Source organism: Actibacterium naphthalenivorans, assembly GCF_014196965.1.
In the GTDB taxonomy this organism is placed as follows: domain Bacteria; phylum Pseudomonadota; class Alphaproteobacteria; order Rhodobacterales; family Rhodobacteraceae; genus Actibacterium_A; species Actibacterium_A naphthalenivorans.
In genome coordinates this window covers 1590909-1610557 of the sequence record NZ_JACIEQ010000001.1, presented here as the reverse complement: position 1 = coordinate 1610557, position 19649 = coordinate 1590909, and the positions used below count along the sequence as shown (strand labels likewise).

General features: G+C 65.6%; 16 protein-coding genes and 1 tRNA gene. 11 read left to right on the top strand and 6 right to left on the bottom strand.

The window, feature by feature from the left end; all coding sequences use genetic code 11:
- Positions 1 to 45: 45 nt before the first annotated feature.
- Together GGR17_RS07920 and GGR17_RS07915 are read right to left on the bottom strand one after the other, a co-directional pair.
- Entirely contained in the window at positions 46 to 1158 is a 1113-nt protein-coding gene (locus GGR17_RS07920) for a site-specific DNA-methyltransferase (RefSeq protein ID WP_054540148.1), read from the bottom strand.
- A 90-nt stretch (positions 1159 to 1248) separates the two neighbouring features.
- Positions 1249 to 1887 (bottom strand): ribonuclease HII, encoded by a 639-nt coding sequence (locus GGR17_RS07915; protein WP_037204617.1) that lies wholly within the window; start codon positions 1885 to 1887, stop codon positions 1249 to 1251.
- A 153-nt stretch (positions 1888 to 2040) separates the two neighbouring features.
- On the opposite strand from GGR17_RS07915, the gene GGR17_RS07910 reads away from it, so the two are divergent.
- Positions 2041 to 2331 carry a hypothetical protein gene (locus GGR17_RS07910; protein ID WP_054540149.1) on the top strand — a complete coding sequence of 97 codons (291 nt, stop codon included), beginning with the start codon at positions 2041 to 2043 and terminating at the stop codon, positions 2329 to 2331.
- 18 nt (positions 2332 to 2349) lie between these two features.
- On the opposite strand, the gene GGR17_RS07905 is transcribed toward GGR17_RS07910, so the two are convergent.
- Entirely contained in the window at positions 2350 to 3333 is a 984-nt protein-coding gene (locus tag GGR17_RS07905; protein ID WP_054540500.1) for an aldo/keto reductase, read from the bottom strand.
- A gap of 109 nt (positions 3334 to 3442) precedes the next feature.
- Between GGR17_RS07905 and GGR17_RS07900 the strand changes: the two genes are divergently transcribed.
- On the top strand, positions 3443 to 4303 hold the full coding sequence (locus GGR17_RS07900; protein ID WP_054540150.1) for a LysR family transcriptional regulator: 861 nt from the start codon (positions 3443 to 3445) through the stop codon (positions 4301 to 4303).
- A gap of 7 nt (positions 4304 to 4310) precedes the next feature.
- On the opposite strand, the gene GGR17_RS07895 is transcribed toward GGR17_RS07900, so the two are convergent.
- Positions 4311 to 4387 (bottom strand) — tRNA-Arg (locus GGR17_RS07895).
- Positions 4388 to 4526: 139 nt separating this feature from the next.
- Between GGR17_RS07895 and GGR17_RS07890 the strand changes: the two genes are divergently transcribed.
- The 9 genes from GGR17_RS07890 (at position 4527) to rfbA (ending at position 14072) form a co-directional block, all read left to right on the top strand.
- A complete protein-coding gene (locus GGR17_RS07890; RefSeq protein ID WP_054540151.1) occupies positions 4527 to 5564 on the top strand; it encodes a LacI family DNA-binding transcriptional regulator in 1038 nt (345 codons plus the stop codon).
- Positions 5565 to 5642: 78 nt separating this feature from the next.
- Positions 5643 to 6374 (top strand): glycosyltransferase family 2 protein, encoded by a 732-nt coding sequence (locus tag GGR17_RS07885; protein ID WP_081940063.1) that lies wholly within the window; start codon positions 5643 to 5645, stop codon positions 6372 to 6374.
- Positions 6367 to 6675 (top strand): lipid-A-disaccharide synthase N-terminal domain-containing protein, encoded by a 309-nt coding sequence (locus GGR17_RS07880; protein WP_037204657.1) that lies wholly within the window; start codon positions 6367 to 6369, stop codon positions 6673 to 6675. Before GGR17_RS07885 ends, GGR17_RS07880 begins: the two co-directional genes overlap by 8 nt.
- Complete coding sequence (locus tag GGR17_RS07875; RefSeq protein WP_054540152.1) at positions 6650 to 8110, top strand: ArnT family glycosyltransferase; 1461 nt, start codon at positions 6650 to 6652, stop codon at positions 8108 to 8110. Before GGR17_RS07880 ends, GGR17_RS07875 begins: the two co-directional genes overlap by 26 nt.
- Positions 8111 to 8239: 129 nt before the next feature.
- Positions 8240 to 10594, top strand: coding sequence for a calcium-binding protein (locus GGR17_RS20550; RefSeq protein ID WP_054540153.1), 2355 nt, complete (start codon positions 8240 to 8242; stop codon positions 10592 to 10594).
- 134 nt (positions 10595 to 10728) lie between these two features.
- A complete protein-coding gene (gene rfbC, locus GGR17_RS07865) occupies positions 10729 to 11295 on the top strand; it encodes a dTDP-4-dehydrorhamnose 3,5-epimerase (protein ID WP_054540154.1) in 567 nt (188 codons plus the stop codon).
- The gene (rfbB, locus tag GGR17_RS07860; RefSeq protein ID WP_054540155.1) at positions 11295 to 12335 is read left to right on the top strand and encodes a dTDP-glucose 4,6-dehydratase; all 1041 of its coding nucleotides are present in this window, start codon (positions 11295 to 11297) and stop codon (positions 12333 to 12335) included. Before rfbC ends, rfbB begins: the two co-directional genes overlap by 1 nt.
- A complete protein-coding gene (rfbD, locus tag GGR17_RS07855) occupies positions 12332 to 13177 on the top strand; it encodes a dTDP-4-dehydrorhamnose reductase (RefSeq protein WP_054540156.1) in 846 nt (281 codons plus the stop codon). The genes rfbB and rfbD overlap by 4 nt, the downstream gene beginning before the upstream one ends.
- A gap of 10 nt (positions 13178 to 13187) precedes the next feature.
- Positions 13188 to 14072 carry a glucose-1-phosphate thymidylyltransferase RfbA gene (rfbA, locus tag GGR17_RS07850; RefSeq protein WP_054540157.1) on the top strand — a complete coding sequence of 295 codons (885 nt, stop codon included), beginning with the start codon at positions 13188 to 13190 and terminating at the stop codon, positions 14070 to 14072.
- A gap of 13 nt (positions 14073 to 14085) precedes the next feature.
- Here the strand turns inward: rfbA and GGR17_RS07845 are convergent, their stop codons facing one another.
- Both GGR17_RS07845 and GGR17_RS07840 read right to left on the bottom strand, forming a co-directional pair.
- Positions 14086 to 17835, bottom strand: coding sequence for a translocation/assembly module TamB domain-containing protein (locus tag GGR17_RS07845; protein WP_054540158.1), 3750 nt, complete (start codon positions 17833 to 17835; stop codon positions 14086 to 14088).
- Entirely contained in the window at positions 17835 to 19625 is a 1791-nt protein-coding gene (locus GGR17_RS07840; RefSeq protein WP_054540501.1) for an autotransporter assembly complex protein TamA, read from the bottom strand. The genes GGR17_RS07845 and GGR17_RS07840 overlap by 1 nt, the downstream gene beginning before the upstream one ends.
- Positions 19626 to 19649 lie beyond the last annotated feature (24 nt).

The following is a 19649-nucleotide window of genomic DNA, read 5'->3' as shown; positions in this document are numbered from 1 at the left end:
CGTGGTGTCAGGCCACAGGCACCGGCGGTAAACCGTGTGTTGAAATCAGTTCGGGCGCTCGGACATTTCGGCGCGGATCTGCTGGCGCAGCAGATCGATCGGCACCGCCTTGCCATCACGCTTGAAGCACCAGTAGGTCCAGCCGTTGCACGAGGGCGCGCCTTCCAGCGCGGCGCCGACCTGATGGATCGAGCCCCTCACATCCTGCGCCACGAGCGTGCCGTCGGCGCGCACCTTGGCCGTCTTGCCGCGCGGCGAGGTCAGAACCTCGCCCGGCTGCAACATCCCGCGCTCTACCAGCTGGCCAAACGGCACCCGCGGCTCGGCCCGCTTGGAGGTGGTAACGGCGAGCGATTCCCTGTCGAACTTGCGCACCTTGGCGATGCGTTTCTCGGCCACCTCGCGATAGGCCTCTTCGCGTTCGATCCCGATGAACTCGCGGCCCAGCTTCTTGGCCACCGCGCCGGTGGTGCCGGTGCCGAAGAACGGATCGAGCACCACATCGCCGGGGTTGGTCGAGGCGACCATCACCCGGTGCAGCAGGCTTTCGGGCTTTTGCGTCGGATGCGCCTTGTCGCCGTTTTCGTCCTTCAGCCGCTCATGCCCGGTGCAGATCGGCAGCACCCAGTCACTGCGCATCTGGATACCTTCGTTCAGCGCCTTCAGCGCCTCGTAGTTGAACGTGTATTTGCTGGCTTCTTCCTTGCTGGCCCAGATCATCGTCTCATGCGCGTTGGTCAGGCGCTTGCCGCGGAAATTCGGCATCGGGTTGGACTTGCGCCAGACAACGTCGTTGAGGATCCAGTAGCCGGCATTCTGCAACGCCGCGCCGACGCGGAAGATGTTGTGATAGGATCCGATCACCCAGATCGCGCCATTCGGTTTCAGGATGCGCCGCGCGGCGGTCAGCCATTCCTGCGTGAACCTGTCATAGGCCTGAAACGAGGCGAACTGATCCCACGCGTCATCCACGGCATCGACGCGCGAATTGTCGGGGCGGTGCAGCTCTCCCTTGAGCTGCAGGTTATAGGGCGGGTCGGCAAAGATCAGGTCGACGGAGTTTTCCGGGAGGCTGTTCATAACCTCCACGCAATCGCCGGCCAAAATCTGATTCAGCGGAAGCGCAGGCGCCCCCTTTTGTTTGGTCATCGTCTTCATCTCTGCCTCTGTGCCGCGCCGATTTGGGCGTCGTGTTTGTTGAGGTCAAAGATGAGTCAAAGGCGATTCGCCGTCAAATTCTTTTTTGAATCAGTCACTTACAGATTTGTCTTGATACAAGATATTGTAGACGGGCTTGAAGGAACGTCTATGGTGTGGGGTCACACCAAGATTTCGCAGCGCCTCCATATGCGCTTTGGAGCCGTATCCTGCGTTCGTCTCCCAGCCATAGCCCGGATGCTGTTGCGCCAAATCCACCATGATCCGGTCACGGCATATCTTGGCCGCAATCGACGCCGCCGAAATCGACAGTGAACGGGCATCGCCCTTGATGATCGCCTCGCCCGCGCAGGGCAGATCCTTTGGCAGAAGATTGCCGTCGATCAGCGCAAGGTCGGCCCGCGCCGGCAGCCCCGCGATGGCGCGGCACATGGCAAGATGCGACGCGGCAAGGATGTTGATCCGGTCGATCTCTTCCACGCTGGCATGGGCGACCGACACATCGGCAACCTCGATCAGCTCGGCATAGATCGCTTCGCGGCGTCGGGCGCCCAGCTTTTTGGAATCGTTCAGCCCGGCGGGAATGCGCGCCGGATCGAGCCGCACCGCGGCGGCGGTCACCGGACCGGCGAGCGGGCCGCGGCCCACCTCGTCCACGCCGATGACGGTGCGGGCACCGCGCGCGAACGCGGCCTGTTCGAAGCTGAAATCAGGGGCAGTGGTGATCATGACCCGACATCGCCCGCCGCCGGACCCGCCGCAAGTGAAAACCGTCGGCTCGGCAGGCAGGTGCCGGGGCGCGGCCCCCCGGCGGGCCGATAACCGGGGCATGACGCAGGAAGATTGTTGAATAACACCCGCCGGATCGCCACACTCACCCCCATGAACAGCCGCTTCGTAATCCCGCTTTGCCTGGCCTTGCTTTCGGCCGTTCCGGCCTCGGCCGCCTGTTTCGCCGACTACAAGGCCAAGCGGGACAATCCGCTGCGTCTTCACTACGGCGTCATCGAGCTTCCCGATTCCGCCTGCGCCAGCACCGCCGCCGCGGCGGCGGAGATCCGCACCCGCCTCGCACGGGACGGCTGGACGCTGCTCAACGTCATGTCGATCTTCGAGCGGGACGGGCTGGCCGAACGCAAACCAAGCGCCGGCCAGTTCTTCCTGCGCTACTGAGACAGCGCCCGGACAGGGTCAGACATTGACCCCTTTCATCCCCTCTTCGCTATACCGCGCGCCGATGACGGGCAGGCTGCCCGATGCCTCGGTCAGTGCGGCCATCTGCGCGTCGCTCAGTGTCAGGCCCACGGCGCCCACGTTGTCCTCAAGGTATTTCACCCGCTTGGTGCCGGGGATCGGCACGATATCGTCGCCCTGCGCCAGCAGCCATGCCAGCGCCACCTGCGCCGGTGTCGCGCCCGCATCTTGGGCCACGTCGCGCACCTTGTCGGCCAGGGCCAGGTTGGCCTGCAGGTTGTCACCCGCAAAGCGCGGCAGGGCAGCGCGGAAATCACCCGCCTCGAAATCCTGCGCGCCGGTGAACCGCCCGGTCAGAAAGCCGCGGCCCAGCGGCGAATAGGGCACGAACCCGATGCCAAGCTCGCGGCAGGTCGGCAGGATTTCGGCCTCCACCTCGCGCGTCCACAGGGAATATTCGGTCTGGAGGGCGGTCACGGGATGCACCGCATGGGCCCGGCGCAGGGTTTCGACGCTGGCCTCGCTCAGCCCGATATGGCGGATCTTGCCCTCGGCCACGAAGTCCGACAGGGCGCCCATCACCTCTTCGATCGGGCGGTCGGCCTCGATCCGGTGAACATAGTAAAGGTCGATATGGTCGGTGCCGAGCCGGGTCAGCGACGCCTCCAGCGCCTTGCGGGCATAGGCCGGGCTGTTATCCACACTGCGGCCATATGCGCCGGGGTCGCGCACGACGCCGAACTTGGTCGCCAGCACCACCCGGTCGCGCTTGTCCTTGATCCAGCCGCCCAGCAGCTCTTCGTTATGGTGCGGGCCATACATGTCGGACGTATCGTAGAAGGTGATCCCAAGCTCCAGCGCCCGGTCGAGCACGCGCAGCGATTCCGCATCGTCGCGGGCGCCGTAGAATTCGCTCATACCCATGCAGCCGAGCCCTAGGGCCGAAACGGTCAGGTCTTTCGTCAAATTGCGGGTCTGCATCATGCACCCTCCTTTTCAAGCAACACAGCAGAGCTAGGTGTCCCGCAATCGGGGCGTTATAGTCAAAAACGGCAATCCGTTTTCCGATACCGGAACAGGAGGCGGCACGGTGAACTGGGACGATGCCAGGGTCTTTCTGTCAGTGGCGCGGGCCGGCAGCCTGCGCGGAGCGGCGGAAACGCTGGATCTGGGGCTGGCCACCGTCGCGCGGCGGATCGAGCGGCTGGAGGCCGCGCTGGGTGTGCCGCTTTTCCTGCGCCATCAATCGGGCTACCGGCTGTCGGACGAGGGCGCCGCGCTTGTGCCCCGTGCCGAGGCGCTGGAGACCGCCGCCCATGCCTTTGGCGCCGGGGCCAGCGCCCGGTCTCAGGTGGCCGGCCAGGTGCGGCTGGCAACCGCCGAAACACTGGCCTCCAACCTGATCCTGCCCGCCCTGCCCCGGCTTCTGGGCCGCCATCCGCAACTGTCGCTGGCCATCTCGACCGATATCGCCTCGGTCGATCTGAACCGGCATGAGGCCGACCTGGCGCTGCGGATGCAAGCGCCGGTGCATGGCAATGTCACCCGGCAGCGGCTGGCACGCGTGGGCTATGGCCTTTACGGCAGCCCCGATCTGGTGGCCGCCAGTGACCGTGGCGCAGAGGTGCCGCTGATCGGGTGGGACGCAAGCCACGCCAACCTGCTCGTCGCGCGCTGGATCACTGCCCGTCTGGCCGGCCGCCCGCCGGTGCTGGCCACCACGACGCTCTCGGCCCAGGCCCAGGCCGCGCGTATCGGGCTTGGCCTCGCGGTGCTGCCGGATTTTCTGGGGCGCGGCACGGGGCTGACCCGCGCGCGCGAGCAAACCGGGATGACGCAGGATATGTGGCTGGTGATCCACCGCGATCTTGCAACGGTGCCGCGCGTCCGCGCCGTGGCCGGTTTTCTGCGCGACCTGATCGCCGAACACCGGGCCTTGCTGAACGGATAGCGCGGAATGGTGACCCCGAGTGGATTCGAACCACTGACCTACCGCTTAGGAGGCGGTCGCTCTATCCTGCTGAGCTACGGGGCCGGTGGCGTAGTTGTTGCCGGAAAGCGGCGCGGTTTCAACCCTGCCTGTTTCACCCGTGCGCCCGCCGCGCTTGGCCCTTGGACAATCGGCACCTTTACCGCTAACTAGAACCAGAGTTTGCAAGCGACAGGGCACGCCATTGAACGACGCACCTCCCCCCCGGCCACGCCGCCCGCTGACCCTTCGCGATGTCTCGGAAGCGTCGGGGGTCAGTGAGATGACCGTCAGCCGCGTACTTCGCAATCGCGGCGATGTCAGCCAGGCCACGCGGGAACGTGTGCTGGCCGCCTCCAAAAGGCTGGGCTATGTGCCCAACAAGATCGCCGGCGCGCTGGCGTCGCAACGGGTGAACCTCGTGGCGGTGATCATTCCGTCGATGTCCAACATGGTGTTCCCCGAGGTCATGACCGGCATTTCCGAGGTGCTGGAGGAAAGCCCGCTGCAGCCGGTGGTGGGCATCACCCATTACCGCCCCGAACGCGAAGAGCGTGTCTTGTATGAAATGCTGTCATGGCGGCCGTCGGGCGTGATCATCGCCGGGCTGGAACACAGCGACGCCTCCCGCGCCATGCTGGAGAACGCGGGCATCCCGATTGTCGAGATCATGGATACCGATGGCACCCCGGTCGATTCCGTGGTCGGCATTTCGCACCGCCGCGCGGGCAAGGAAATGGCCAATGCGATCGCTGCGGCAGGGTACAAGCGCATTGCCTTTCTGGGCACGAAGATGCCGCTGGACCACCGCGCGCGCAAACGGTTCGAAGGCTTTACCGGCGCGCTGGCCAAGGCGGGCATCGAAATGGCCGATCACGAGTTCTATTCCGGCGGTTCAGCCCTTCTGAAAGGGCGCGAGATGACCGAGACGGTTCTGAAACGCACCCCGGATATCGATTTCCTCTACTATTCGAACGACATGATCGCCGCGGGCGGGCTGCTTTACTGCCTGGACAATGGCATCGCGGTGCCCGGCCAGGTCGGGCTGGCGGGGTTCAACGGCATCGAACTTCTTGACGGCATGAACCCGAAGCTCGCGACGATGGATGCCTGCCGGCGCGAGATCGGCAGAAAGGCGGCCGAGATCATCGCCCGCTGCACCGAGGCCGGCCTGGACCACGCCGACGAGCGGATCGAACTGACCCCGCGGCTGAGCATCGGCGACACCCTGCAACGCGGCTGATCTTCCGCCTTTGCGCGGTAGACAATGCCGCGTCATTCGTGTTTAACCCGCGTGAATTTCCGCCCCCGAGAGGCCCCCATGACAGCAGTCTCGATCGTTATTCCGATGAAAAACGAGTCCGGGAACGTCGAGGCCGTGCTGGGCGAGATCGCGCAGGCCTGTGACGGCCTGACCGAATACGAAATCATCGTTGTTGACGACGGTTCCACCGATGACACGGCGGCCAAGGTGAAATCGCTGATGGCCCGCCACCCCACGCTGCGGCTGTTGCAGCATCCCACATCTGCCGGGCAAAGCGCCGGTGTGCACAGCGGCACCCTGGCCGCGCGCGGCCGGATCATCTGTACGCTCGACGGCGACGGGCAGAACCCGCCATCGGAGCTGCCGAAGCTGTTCACCCCGCTTCTGGAGGATCAGACCGGGCGCCTCGGCCTTGTCGCCGGGCAGCGGGTCGGGCGGCAGGATACGCTGTCAAAGAAGCTCGCCTCGCGCTTTGCCAACGGGTTGCGGGCCCGCATTCTGAAAGACGGCACGCGCGACACCGGCTGCGGGCTGAAGGGCTTTCGCCGCGACGCGTTTCTGGCCTTCCCCTATTTCGATCATATGCATCGTTACCTGCCCGCGCTTGCCAAGCGCGACGGGTGGGAGGTGGCGCTGGTGGATGTCGCCCATCGCGAACGCCACGCGGGCCGCTCGAACTACAGCAATTTCCAGCGCGCGCTGGTCGGCATCTACGATCTGATCGGCGTCGCCTGGTTGATTCGGCGCCGCAAGAAGGCGCAGCCGGTGGAGGCCGGGGCCGATGTTTGAGACCCTCTTTTCCTGGCTGCATGTGGAAACATGGCTTGAATTCTGGTGGGTCATGATCGGGCTTGGCGGGCAGCTTTTGTTCACCGCGCGGTTTCTGGTGCAATGGATCGCATCCGAAAAGGCCGGGCGTTCGGTGGTGCCGCTGGCCTTCTGGTATTTCTCGATCGGCGGCGGGATCATCCTGTTTGCCTATGCGCTTTACCGCAAGGACCCGGTGTTTGTTCTGGGCCAGGCGATGGGCCTGTTCATCTATCTTCGCAATCTCAGCCTGATCTATGCCGAAAAACGCCGCGCGAGCTGAACAGGCCGGGTGGCTGTGGCGCGCAGCGGCGATCGTTCTGGCGCTGACGGCACTGCGGGTGGCGCTGCTGGCCGTCACCCCGCTGGATCTGTTCGTGGACGAGGCGCAATACTGGCTCTGGGGGCAGGAGCTGGCCTTCGGCTATTATTCCAAGCCGCCGATGATCGGCTGGGTGATCCGCGCCGTAACCGAACTGGCCGGCAGTGACGCGCCGTTCTGGGTGCGCCTGCCCGGCCCGCTGTTTCACGCCGCCACCGCGCTGATCCTCGCCGGTATTGCCGCCGGCCTGTTTGGTGCGCGGGCGGCGGTTCTGGTCGCGGCGGGCTATGCCACCTTGCCGATGGTGGCGCTGGCCTCGATCCTGATCTCGACCGACACGGTGATGTTTCCGTTCCTGGCGCTGGCGCTGGCGGGGTATGTGCGGCTGCTGAGCAAGGGCGGCACGGCCCCGGCGGCGCTGCTGACCGGGCTGGCGCTTGGGCTGGCGTTCCTGTCGAAATACGCGGCGATCTACTATCTGATCTGTGCCGCCCTGGCCGCCGCGATCCTGCCCGGGGCCCGGCCGCGCCCGCGTGACGCGCTGATCGTGCTGGCCGCGTTTGCAGTGACTATCGCGCCCAATATCGGTTGGAATATCCTGAACGGGTTTTCCACCGTCGAACATACGCTCGACAATGCCGATTGGGTGCGCGACCCCGCCAGCCGGGCCGGGCTGAACGTTTCCGGGTTCCTGAGTTTCTTCGCTAGCCAGTTCGCCGTGTTCGGGCCGGTTCTGTTCGGCGGGCTGCTCTGGATGGCGCTGCGCGCGCGCGGCGCGGGACCCGAGCGGCAGGTTCTGCTGATCTTTTCGCTGCCCATCCTGGCCATCGTCTGTGTGCAGGCGCTTTTGTCAGGGGCCTATGCGAACTGGGCGGCGGCGGCCTATCTGGCCGGAACAGTCACTGTTCTGCCCTGGCTTTCACGGCCCTGGCTGATCCTGTCCTTCGGCATCAACGGCGCGCTGAGCCTTGCCCTGCCGCTGGCCGGGGCGCTGGCGCTGCACCCGGCGCTTGACGGCAATCCGGCCCTTGCCCGCTATCTTGGCCGCGCCGCGATGAGCACGCAGATCATTACCGCCGCGCGGCAGGCGGGGCTGAGCACGGTCGTCGCGCAAAACCGCGATGTTCTGGCCGACCTTTTCTATACCGGACGCAACAGCGGGCTGCGGTTTTACGCCCCGCCCGCAACGGGCCGCGCCCCGCATCACTATGCGCTGAAATACCCGGTTCCGGCCGACGCGGCGGGCCCGGTTCTGTTTGTCTCCGACATTCCCGCCGGCCCCGGTTGTGCGCCGGATGCGGCGCCGCTTGGCACGATCGCGCCCGACAGCGGCGCCTATCGCGGCAAGGTGAAATACCTGTTCGCCGTTCCGGCCACCTGCTGGGCAACCCCGTAGGGACGCGCGCCGGATTCGTTCGGATTTTCCGTATCCGCCACAATTCCGCCGCGCGCCGGCAATCTCCGGTTAAGCCCGCTCTGCCAGCCTTGGCCCAACGCAGGGGTGCGTGGAAAGGTGTGGTAAGGGGTGGGCTATTTCTCCTATCGGGGCACGGTCTTTGACGGCGTGCTTGCGAGCGCGTCGGTCGTCGCCCGGCTGGACGCGGGCAATGATCGCACGGGCGCGGATCTGGTGCTGACAGACAATGGCGCCGGTACGCGGGTGAAATTCGTTCTGAACGAGGCGGCATTGCCGCTGGTCGGCGGGGTGCGGGACTATTCCCCTGCGCTTCCCAACGGCCTGACCGTTACGCTCGGGGATGGCCCGGTGACGCTGAGCCGGGATGATGTCGCCGCCGTTGCCGCGATGGCCGAGGCCGACAGCCAGACGATCTATGCCACCCGCACCGGCCAGGCGGTTGACCGGGTCGAGGCGCTGGCGTTGAGCAAGGGCGGGGCGACTTTCATCTATCTTGCGAAAACCGACGGCGCGGGCCTGTCGGCGTTCCGCCTTGAGGCGGACGGCACGCTTGCCCCGGTGACGCAGGTCGGGGGTAAAAACAGTCTCTATTCCACTGGAATAACCTCTCTTGCCCATGTCAGCGTAGAAGGGCAGGATTTTGTCATCACCGCCTCGGCCACCGAACATGGCGTCAGCAGTTTCCGGGTCGGGGGCAAGGGCGGGTTGAGCGCCGCGGCCTCTGTCGGCGCGGCCGAGGCGCTGCCGGTCGGCGGGCCGCAAGCGCTGGAGGTGGTCAGCGCCGGGGGCAGGCAATATGTGATCCTCGCCTCGGCCCAATCCTCCAGCCTGACGGTGCTGACGGTGGACGGCACCGGCGCTCTGACCCCGGTCAGCCAGGTGATGGACGATCTCACCACACGGTTTGCCGGCGCTTCGATCCTGGAAAGTTTCAGCTTCGGCGGGCGCGTCTTCGTTCTGGCCGGCGGCAACGATGACGGGCTGAGCCTGTTCACCCTGCTGGACGATGGCCGCCTGATGCATCTGGAAACGGTGATGGACACCACCGAAAGCAGCCTGTCGAACATCACCGACATCGCGGTGCGTGTCGTGGGGGCGGAGGTGCAGCTTTTCGTTCTGTCCGGGGCAGAGGCGGGCATGTCGCAATTCACCCTGTCGCCGGGCGCTTTGGGTGATGTGCTGATGGGCACCCATGGCGACGAGGCGCTGACCGGCGGCATTGGCAACGACATTCTGTTCGATGGCGCCGGGCAGGACGTGATGGCGGGCGGTGCGGGCGCCGACACCTTCGTGCTGGCGGCCGATGGCGAGAGCGAGAAGATAACGGATTTCGAAGCCGGGAAAGACCGGCTGGATCTGTCCGACTGGGGCATGATCCGTGACATTTCGGCGATCACCCTGACGCCGCGCGCGGCGGGTGCGATCCTGCGCTACGGTGATGAATCGGTGGTTTTGAAAAGCGCCGATGGCAGCCCGATCACCGGCGCGCAGCTGACCACCGGCGACATTCTCAACGTGACCCGCATATCGCTCGCCACCGAGTCACTGGACGGCGCCCCGAAACTTCGGGGCAGCACATCGGGCGACCGCATCGTCGGCGGCGCGCGCGATCAGGAGCTTCAGGGCTATCGCGGCGATGACATCCTGACCGGTGGCGGCGGCGCAGATACGCTTCACGGTGGAATAGGCACTGATATTGCCGATTACTCCACATCTCCCGCCGGGGTGCGCGCCAGCCTGTCCCGCCCCGCTGGCAACACCGGCCACGCGGCGGGGGATCGGTATATCGAGATCGAGGGCCTGTCGGGCAGTGATCATGCCGACACGCTCATCGGTGATGAAAACGCCAACACGCTGGATGGCCGCGACGGGCGCGACCGGCTGGAGGGTGGTGGCGGCGGCGACCTTCTGCGCGGCGGCGCGGGCCATGACAGGCTGCTGGGCCAGGGCGGGAACGACACGCTTCATGGCGATGGCGGCCGCGACAGGATCATTGGTGCCGCCGGCAGCGATCTGGCCTATGGCGGCGGCGGGCGCGACCGGCTGCGGGGCGGCGGCGGTGGCGATACGCTTTTCGGTGAGGCCGGCCAAGACAGGATCCGCGCGGGCAAGGGCCGCGACACCATCGACGGCGGCGATGGCGACGACAGGCTATACGGCGGCGGCGGCCGGGACAGGCTGACCGGCGGCGCGGGCGACGATCTGCTGATCGGCGGCGCCGGGGCGGACACGTTCATCTTTGACGATTTCACCCGCGCAGAGACCGACACGATCAAAGCATTCGACGACGGGGCGGACATGATCAGGCTAACCGATGGGCCCGGCGCCTTCACTGCGCTTGAAATCAGCGAGGTGACTGTCGGCAGCAGCCCTTTTGTTCAGGTGACATACGCGGGCCACACGATACTGGTCGGCGGGGTCAGCCAGGCGGAACTGGACATGGCGGATTTCACGTTCGCATGAACCGGATCTCGGTCAACCGCTGATGTCGGGGCTGCCCCCCACGCAAAGCCCCGCATCACACCGTGACAGCGCCCGGCCGACTTGCTAATTGAAACCCATGGATTTTTCCAATTCGGGTTTTGGAGGCAGGTGCGGTGCAGGTTCAGGATACGAAACTGGCGGGGGTGAAGCTTCTCACGCCAAAACGCTTTGGCGATCATCGCGGTTTTTTCTCTGAAAGCTGGAACCGTCGCACGATGGAAGCGGCCGGGCTGTTCTATGATTTCGTGCAGGACAATCACTCGGTTTCCGGCGAGATCGGCACAGTGCGCGGGCTGCATTTCCAGTCGCCCCCGCATGCGCAGGCAAAGCTGGTGCGCTGCGGGCGCGGGCGGCTGTTTGACGTGGCGGTTGATATCCGCAAGGGCTCGCCCACCTATGGCCAATGGGTGGGTGAGGAGCTTTCTTTTGAAAACGGCAGGCAGCTTTTGATCCCGGCGGGGTTTCTGCATGGTTTCGTGACGCGCGAGCCGGATACCGAGATCATCTATAAGTGCACCGATTACTATGCACCCGAATGCGATGGCGCCGTGCGGTTCGATGACCCCGATATCGGCATCGACTGGGGAATGGAGGGCACCGCAGCCATCCTTTCCGAAAAAGACGAAGCGGCACCTTTTCTTCGCAATTTCGACACACCCTTTCAGTATCGGCCAGCGTGATGAAGATTTTGGTGACAGGTGGCGCAGGGTTTATCGGCTCTGCCGTGGTGCGCTTGGCCGTGGCGCGCGGGCATGAGGTGATCAACCTCGATGCGCTGACCTATGCCGCGTGTCTGGATAATGTGGCCAGCGTGGCCGAAAGCCCGGCCTATACGTTCGAGCGGGCCGATATCCGCGACCGCGCCGCGCTGGACCGGATCTTTGCCGCGCATCAGCCCGACACGGTGATGCATCTGGCCGCCGAAAGCCATGTGGACCGCTCGATCGACGCGCCCGGCACGTTCATCGAAACCAATGTGAACGGCACCTATCACCTGCTGGAAGCCGCCCGCGCCTATTGGGATGGCAAGGGCCGGCCCGAAGGGTTCCGCTTTCACCACATCTCGACCGATGAGGTGTACGGAACATTGGGGGCCGAGGGGCAGTTCACCGAAGATACGCCCTATGCGCCGAACAGTCCCTATTCCGCCTCGAAAGCGGCCTCTGACCATCTGGTGCGGGCCTGGCACGAAACCTATGGCCTGCCGGTGGTGCTGACAAACTGTTCCAACAATTACGGGCCGTTCCACTTTCCCGAAAAGCTGATCCCGGTGGTCATCCTCAAGGCGCTGGCCGGAGAGCCGATCCCGGTTTACGGCAAGGGCGAGAATGTGCGCGACTGGCTTTATGTGGAAGATCATGCCGACGCGCTGTTGCTGGTGCTGGAAAAGGGCGCGCTTGGCCGCAGCTACAATATCGGTGGCGAGAACGAGGCGCGCAATATTGATCTGGTGCGCATGATCTGTGCCATTCTGGATGAAAAGCGGCCGGGCGCGACGGCCTATGCCGATCAGGTCACCTTTGTCACCGACCGGCCCGGCCATGATCTGCGCTATGCTATCGATCCTTCGCGCATCCGCACGGAACTGGGCTGGCGACCCTCCGTGACGCTGGAACAGGGTTTGGAAAAGACGGTGCAGTGGTATCTGGACAACGAAGACTGGTGGCGCGCCCTGCAGGCGCGTGACGGTGTTGGCCAGCGGCTGGGGAAAACTGCATGAGGCTGGTGGTTTTCGGCAAGTCCGGCCAGGTCGCGACAGAGCTGCAGCGGCGCGGTGATGTGGATGCATTCGGGCGGGAGAGTGTCGATTTTTCCGATCCGGGCGCCGTGGCCCGCTTTGCCGAAACCGTGGAAGCGGGCGCGTTCATCAACGCCGCCGCCTATACCGCCGTCGACAAGGCGGAAACCGAAGAGGCGCTTGCCAACACCGTGAACGGCACATCCGTCGCGGCGCTGGCAAAGGTTGCGGCAGAGCGCGGCCTCCCGCTGATCCATATCTCCACCGATTACGTGTTTGACGGCGCCGGCACCGCGCCTTTCCCGGTGGATGCGCCCACCGGCCCGCTGGGCGCCTATGGCCGCTCGAAGCTGCTGGGGGAGGAAGGCATTCGCGCGGCGGGTGGCCCCCACGCCATTCTGCGCACCTCTTGGGTGGTGTCGGCTCATGGCAACAATTTCGTCAAGACGATGCTGCGTCTGGGCACCGAGCGTGACGCGCTGACCGTCGTCGCCGATCAGGTGGGCGGGCCGACGCCGGCCGCCGCCATCGCCGACGCCTGCCTCGCCATCGCCGCACAGCTTGCCGGTGATACGGGACTGACCGGAACCTATCACTTTTCCGGCGCACCGGATGTCAGCTGGGCCGATTTCGCGCGGGAAATCTTTCGCCAGGCGGATCTGGGCTGCGCCGTCACCGACATTCCGACCACCGCCTACCCGACCCCCGCGCGGCGCCCGCTGAACTCGCAGATGGATTGCGGCGCGACCGAAGCCGCCTTTGGCCTGCCGCGCCCGGACTGGCGCGCGGGGCTTGCCGATATTCTTGACGATTTGAATGTTTAACGAGGACCGAATGACCGAGCAATCAACGCTGAAGCGAAAAGGCATCATCCTGGCGGGGGGCTCGGGCACTCGGCTCTACCCCATCACGCTCAGCGTCTCGAAACAGCTCGTTCCGATCTACAACAAGCCGATGATCTATTACCCGCTGTCGGTGCTGATGCTGGCCGGCATTCAGGAAATCGCGATCATCACCACCCCCGCCGATCAGGATCAGTTCCGTCGGCTTCTGGGTGACGGCACCCAGTGGGGGCTGCGCTTTACCTATATCACCCAGCCCGCGCCCGACGGGCTGGCCCAGGCCTATATTCTGGCGGAAGAGTTCCTTGCCGGCGCGCCTTCGGCCATGGTGCTGGGCGACAATATCTTCTTCGGCCACGGCCTGCCCGACCTGATGGCAGAGGCCGACAAACAGGCCGTCGGCGGCACTGTTTTCGGCTATCGTGTCGCCGATCCCGAACGCTACGGCGTGGTGGATTTCGACGAGAAAGGCACCGCGCGGGCCATCATCGAAAAACCCGAGGTTCCCCCGTCGAGCTACGCCGTGACCGGGCTCTATTTCCTCGATGGCACCGCCCCGGCCCGCGCGCGCAGGGTAACACCCTCTGCCCGCGGCGAGTTGGAGATTACCACCCTGCTGGAAATGTATCTGGCAGAAGGGCTGCTGAACGTGCAGCGCATGGGGCGCGGCTATGCCTGGCTGGACACGGGCACACACGATTCCCTGCTCGACGCCGGTAATTTCGTGCGCACCCTGGAAAAACGGCAGGGCCTGCAAACCGGCAGCCCCGACGAGATTGCCTTTGAAAACGGCTGGATCACCCGCGAAGAGCTGATCAAGCGGGCCGAGATGTTCAAGAAGAACGAATACGGCCGCTATCTTCAGGGCCTTCTCTGAGCCGCCCCCCGGCTCAGTAATCCCGCTCATAGAAAATCCCGAGGCTGGTGTCGCCCAGGCTATCGGCGCTGCCCTTGACCGTGACGTTGTTGATGACGTCCAGATTGAGGTTGATCTCGCTCTTGCCGGCGGAATCGACCGTGACATCGGTATAGATATTCTCCGACAGGTATTTGCCCGCGCGCAACGACGTGGCGCCCTCGGCATCCGAGCTGACATCGAGATCATCCAGCCCGAAATTCCGCCGCAATTGTGAAACAAGGCCACCGCCGCCGCGCCCGGCCAGCGTGGAGACGGCGCCGGCAAGCTGCGCCGCCTGGAAAGGCGACAGGGTGGCGATGCCACGGCCGAACAGCAGCCGTGCCAGAACCTCGTCTTGCGGCAATTCAGGGGTGGATTCGAAACGCACCTCGGGCGCGTCGACCGGCCCTTCGACGATCACCTGAATGTCGATATCCTCGGCCCGGGATTCGGCCACGAGGCGGATATAGGGGCTGAACCGGCCTTCCAGACGGATCTGGCCATCGGTCAGCGTCAGACGCTTGGTCAGCACATCCAGCCGCCCCCGCACCAGATCGAACCGCCCGATCGGAATAACATTCGACGTTGTGCCAACCAGGCGCAACTGCCCGCCCAGTTCCGCGTCCAGGCCGCGCCCGCGCACGAAAATCTGGTTCGCCGCGATGATCCGGATATCCAGCCCCAGCCCCAGCCCGCCGCCCCCGCTGCCATCACCGTCATCGCCGGTGCCCAGAAGGCCGGCCCGCGCCCGTGTCGCCCGGACGTTACCGGCTTCGTTCAAATGGGTCAGATTGTCGGGGATCGTGCCGGTGACCGACAGGCCCGTCGATGGCACCTGCACTTCGGTATGGCCCAGTTCGAGCGTTCCGCGGATGGTGCCGCCCCCCTGCAACGGCCCGCGAATATCGACCTGCCCGCTGAGGCTGGTTTGATACAGTGCCGGATCGCGCAGCACGAACCTGTTGAAGACAATTCTCAGATCCGCCTCGTTCGGCGCCGACAGGCCGACAGGCCCGGCTACACTCATCGTTCCGCCATCAGCGCTGCGGGCGGTCACGTCGATCACGGCGCGCCCGCCCGAAAGGTTGATCGTGGCCCCGATATTGCTCAGCGCCAGCCCCAGCGTCGGCGCGGCAAGGCGCGCGTCGGTGGTGGAGATCACGCCCGAAAGCGCCTGAAGCCCCGGTTTTCCGTCCACCCGCAGGTCATAGCGCAGCGTTCCCAGCAGGGACCGTGGCGCGATGAATGTATTCGCAAGCCCCAGCGGCGCCGCCCCCGCCAGCGCAAGGTTCACGGTTTCGGCGTTTTCCGCCACCCGCCCGGAAATCGTACCGGTCGTGCCCCCCGGCCCGGTGGCATTCAGGTCAACCAGCCAATCGCGCCCATCCGGCCGCGCAGTGCCGGTCACCGAGGCGGGTCCGGGAAAATCGGGGGCGAGAAGCGCCAGATCCGACAGGTTTGCCGTGAACTCCAGGCTGTCGCTCTGGCCGCTTTCCACATTCGCGGTCAGCGCGGGGGATTGAAGCCGAAGGTGGCCGATACGCAATTGCCCGTCGGCCTGTGCCGCGGCGACGGAGAGGGTGGTCTGCCCCCTGAAGAGTTTGTCGATATCGCCCATGCCGCCGGCAAGGTTCTGCCCCTGTGCCTCCAGCGTCACATCGAAATCGCTGCCTTTTACCGCCCCTGCGCCGGAAATCACGGCCTCGAGCGCCCCGCCCAGCGGCCGCCCCGCAAGGGCCGAGAACCGCCCCAGATCGGCGGCCGAAACCCGCAGCGTACCGGAGGCGGGCAGGGTTTCATCCGCGAGATCCAGCGTGCCCTCACCGCTCAGTTGCGTGCCCATGGCCTCTGCCTCCAGCCGGTCGAGGATGACGGGCGCGTCTTTCGCCCAGCGTATCGCAGCGTCCAGTGTCGCGGGCCCCGAAAGTTCCGGCATGACGAGCGAAAGCTCCGACAGGCGTGCCTGCAGATCGAGGTTTGCCGCGTTGCTGTCGATGGTGCCCTTCGCGGTGGCGGAAACCGCGTCATTCGTGATGACGAAACGGTCCAGGGTGGTGCCGTCTTCATCGCGCCGGGCCGTCGCCTCGAGCACGGTTTCGCCGCCCAACAGCGGGTCGATCTGTGCCATCCCGATGCCCAGCCCGGTTGTGCGGGCGATCACATCCGCGTCGAACGCACCGCTCAAGGCGGTTGCGCGCCCCGTCACCGTCACTTCGGCCGCGCCTGAAAGGTTTTGTCCGGCCAAGCCCGAAAACCGGGAAATATCGTCACTGATCAGGCGCAAACTGCCATCGACGGGGAAACCGGCCTCGACGCCGCCAATCTGCCCTTGTGCCGCCAACTGCAGCCCCGCGCCGTCGACGTCCAGCCGGGTCAGCCTGAGCGCCTCGCCCTCTTGCGATACCAGCGATGCGCTGACGGTCAGGTCTTCGCCGAGGGCGCGGGCGAGATCGGCATTCGCATGCGCGATGCCACTGGCGGTGGCGTCCAGATCGGCGGTCACGCTTTGCAGATCGCCCCGGCTGATCGTACCGCCCCCCGCTAGGGTGATGGCGTCGATCGACAGCCCGTCGCGCAACAGCCCCGCAACGGCGGCGCTCAACGTCCACTGATCGCCATCGGAGGCATCGAAGCTTGCCGCGATCTCGGCCTGCTCCACCCAGGTTTCCGGGCCCGAGACCGGCAGCAGAACCGGCCCTTCCGCCCCGATCAGCCCGTCAAGTCCGAACCGTTCGGGCAGGCCATCCGCGCCGATCACCAGATTGCCCCCCAGCACCATCGCGGAGGACGAAAGGCTGAAACTGCTCAGCTCAAGCCGACCGTCCGGTTCCCGCATTCCGGTGAAAGAGAGACTGACATAGGGGCCGAAGAAGGGGCGCAGATCGGGTGCGAACAGCGGCGTTATATCGCCGCCCACATCCCCTGAAAACTGACGCACCGGCGGTGCGCCCTCTGCGCTTGCCACTGCGGTTTGACGGATCTGGCCACTCAGCCGCTCCTGCCCGTCCGAAGAGAGCAGGATTTCGGCGGTATAGTCGGAAAGCGGCGCCTCGCCCACGACCGTGAGATCCAGTGCAGGCGTGCCCGGAAGGCCGATCAGGTTGCTCAGAATGCCGTCTTCCTCTTCCGACAGATCCAGATCGAGCTTCAGCACGTCGGTTTCATTGGAATAGGCCGCATCAAGCACGAAGCGGCCCGCCGTCCCGTCGATGCGCAGGATGGTCAGCGCGGCCTGGCCGGCGCCACCGGCCAGCTCCATGCTCCCCTCAAGTGACACGTCCGCCGCCGCACCGAGCAGCGCCGCGCCAAGGCTGACCTTTTCGGCCCTGATCAACCCGATCTGGACAGAAACAGGCAGGTCGGGCAGCTGAAACGGCGTGGCCTCCGTCTCCGGCGGCTTGGCCCCGGTTCCCGCCCCGGGCAGGCGTGGCAACAGGATTTCGGCCGCCGAAAGCTCCCGCACCTCAAGGCGGCCGCGCAGCAGCGCGGCCCGCGACCAATCCAGCACGACACCGCGCAGGGTCAGCCAGATTCCATCGTCATCGGCGATGGTCAGTTCGTCGATCGTGGCGCGCGAGGAAAGCGCGCCCTCAAACCCGGATATCCGCACCTCGCGCCCGGCATCAGACAGGTTGTCTTCGATAAAGCCCTGCAACAGCCCGCGATCGGTTTCGGACGTGTCCTGCGCCAGCGCGGCCAGCGGCAGAAAAAGGGCAAACAGGATCGTGAGGAAATGCCGCATCAGAACGCCTGCCCAATACCGATGTAAAACTGAACCCCGTCGCCGGTGCTTCCGCTGACCGGCGCCGCGATATCGAACCGGATCGGGCCGATCCCGGTGTCATAGCGCAGGCCAAGCCCGGCGCCCGTGTGCCAGTCGCCGCTTCCGCCCGGCCAGCTGTCGGGGCCCACATAGCCCGCATCGGCGAACCCGACCACCCCGATGCTCTCGGTGACGCCAACCCGCAATTCGGTGGACAGCCCCAGAAAGCCCCGCCCGCCGATCGTGTCGCCACTCGGGAGATCGACCCCGAGCGATTGATACGGCTGGCCGCGAACCGTGCCGCCGCCGCCGGAAAAGAACAGGATGTCGGGCGGCACTTCTCCGGTGGATGCCCCCACGACCGAACCGAGCTGCACCCGCGCGGCAAGCACCGTGCGATCGTCGGCGCCGAACCCGCGATAGACGCGCGTATCCGCCACGATCTGCGCGCCCGATGTGCTGTTATCAATGCCGACGAACGGTGTCGCGGCCAGATGCACATAGGTGCCGTTGCTCGCGTTCAGCCTGTCATCGCGCTTGTCGCGGGTTGCGAACAGCGGAAAGGTGATATGGTTGAAGCTGCGGTCGCCGAGCGCGTCCTCGACTTCGCTGTAGCGATAGGTGACGCCCGCGCCCACCGTCAGGTCATCGGATATCTGCCGGCTCAGCCCGAAGCCAAACTCGAACTTGTGTTCGAAATACTCGGGCTCATCCAGTTCCTCCAGATTGCCGAAAACGCTCAGGCTCGTGTCCGGGCCGAAGGTCGCGGGGCGGGTGATATTGGCCCCGAGCCGATAGTCGGTGCCACCCGACTCGCCGCCGATCCCGCCTGCTTCGGCGTCAATGCGCAACCGCTCGCCGCCGCGCATCAGGTTCCGGTGCAGCCAGAACGTCGACAACCGCAGCCCTTCGAGCGATGACAGTTCCGCCCCGACCCCGAGCCGGCGCTTCTTGTCGTCCACCAGCGCGGCTTCGATATCAAGCGTGCCATCGGGGCCGGGCGTCGCCGCCTCGTTCAGCGTGACCGAGCGGAAAACGCCGCTGCGCCGCAGGCGGGTGGCGCTGCGTTCCAGCGCGTCGGGAGAGAAGGTTTCGCCGCTGGGCAGGCCCGCGATGGCGCGCACCCGTTCTTCGCGCATCCGCGTCGTGCCGCTCAGCGTCAGCCTGCCGAAGGTCAGGCGCGGCCCCGGGGCCAGCCGGATATCGGCATCCAACGTGTTTGTGGCGTGATCGGCCACAAGCGATTGACCGGCCGGCGCGGCCTTCGCATGCCCCTGCGCGCGCCAGCCGTCGATGCCCGCGGTAACCGCATCGACGATCACGCCGCTTTCCGCCGTCTTGCCCGCGGCAAACGCTTCGGGCAGCTCGGTTCCCGGCGCGAGCGGCGCCAGACGGGCCCGAGAGAAGGCAAAGCGCGGGCCGGTCGTGACCGAAAGCGCGATGGTGTCGATCCGCGCCGGGGCGCCATAGGGCGGGATCACCGCGGCCTCGGCCCCATCCACGATGATATGCACAACCGGGCTGTAATAGCCCGCGCCGTAGAGCACGCCGACCAGCCGGGCATAATCCGCGCGCGCCGCGGAAAGCAGATCCTGCGGGTTGGCTTTTTCATCCTCGGCGGTGGACACCACGAGAGAGGCGGCACGCAGATCCCCCTCCAGCCCCTGCCCGGCGCCGGAAACGGTCAGCCGCACCTCGGTGCCGGAGGCCATACCAGCCCAGCCCGCGATGACGATCGCCACGGCGCATCTGCCAAAACCTCTGCCCATCAAAAACACCCACCGAAACCAGCC

What these genes read in the sequence shown, in the direction of transcription:
- GGR17_RS07920 (WP_054540148.1), bottom strand. Translation starts at nt 1,158, where the DNA reads ATGAAGACGATGACCAAACAAAAGGGGGCGCCTGCGCTTCCGCTGAAT.
- GGR17_RS07915 (WP_037204617.1), bottom strand. Translation starts at nt 1,887, where the DNA reads ATGATCACCACTGCCCCTGATTTCAGCTTCGAACAGGCCGCGTTCGCG.
- GGR17_RS07910 (WP_054540149.1), top strand. Translation starts at nt 2,041, where the DNA reads ATGAACAGCCGCTTCGTAATCCCGCTTTGCCTGGCCTTGCTTTCGGCC.
- GGR17_RS07905 (WP_054540500.1), bottom strand. Translation starts at nt 3,333, where the DNA reads ATGCAGACCCGCAATTTGACGAAAGACCTGACCGTTTCGGCCCTAGGG.
- GGR17_RS07885 (WP_081940063.1), top strand. Translation starts at nt 5,643, where the DNA reads ATGACAGCAGTCTCGATCGTTATTCCGATGAAAAACGAGTCCGGGAAC.
- GGR17_RS07880 (WP_037204657.1), top strand. Translation starts at nt 6,367, where the DNA reads ATGTTTGAGACCCTCTTTTCCTGGCTGCATGTGGAAACATGGCTTGAA.
- GGR17_RS07875 (WP_054540152.1), top strand. Translation starts at nt 6,650, where the DNA reads ATGCCGAAAAACGCCGCGCGAGCTGAACAGGCCGGGTGGCTGTGGCGC.
- rfbB (WP_054540155.1), top strand. Translation starts at nt 11,295, where the DNA reads ATGAAGATTTTGGTGACAGGTGGCGCAGGGTTTATCGGCTCTGCCGTG.
- rfbD (WP_054540156.1), top strand. Translation starts at nt 12,332, where the DNA reads ATGAGGCTGGTGGTTTTCGGCAAGTCCGGCCAGGTCGCGACAGAGCTG.
- rfbA (WP_054540157.1), top strand. Translation starts at nt 13,188, where the DNA reads ATGACCGAGCAATCAACGCTGAAGCGAAAAGGCATCATCCTGGCGGGG.
- GGR17_RS07845 (WP_054540158.1), bottom strand. Translation starts at nt 17,835, where the DNA reads ATGCGGCATTTCCTCACGATCCTGTTTGCCCTTTTTCTGCCGCTGGCC.
- GGR17_RS07840 (WP_054540501.1), bottom strand. Translation starts at nt 19,625, where the DNA reads ATGGGCAGAGGTTTTGGCAGATGCGCCGTGGCGATCGTCATCGCGGGC.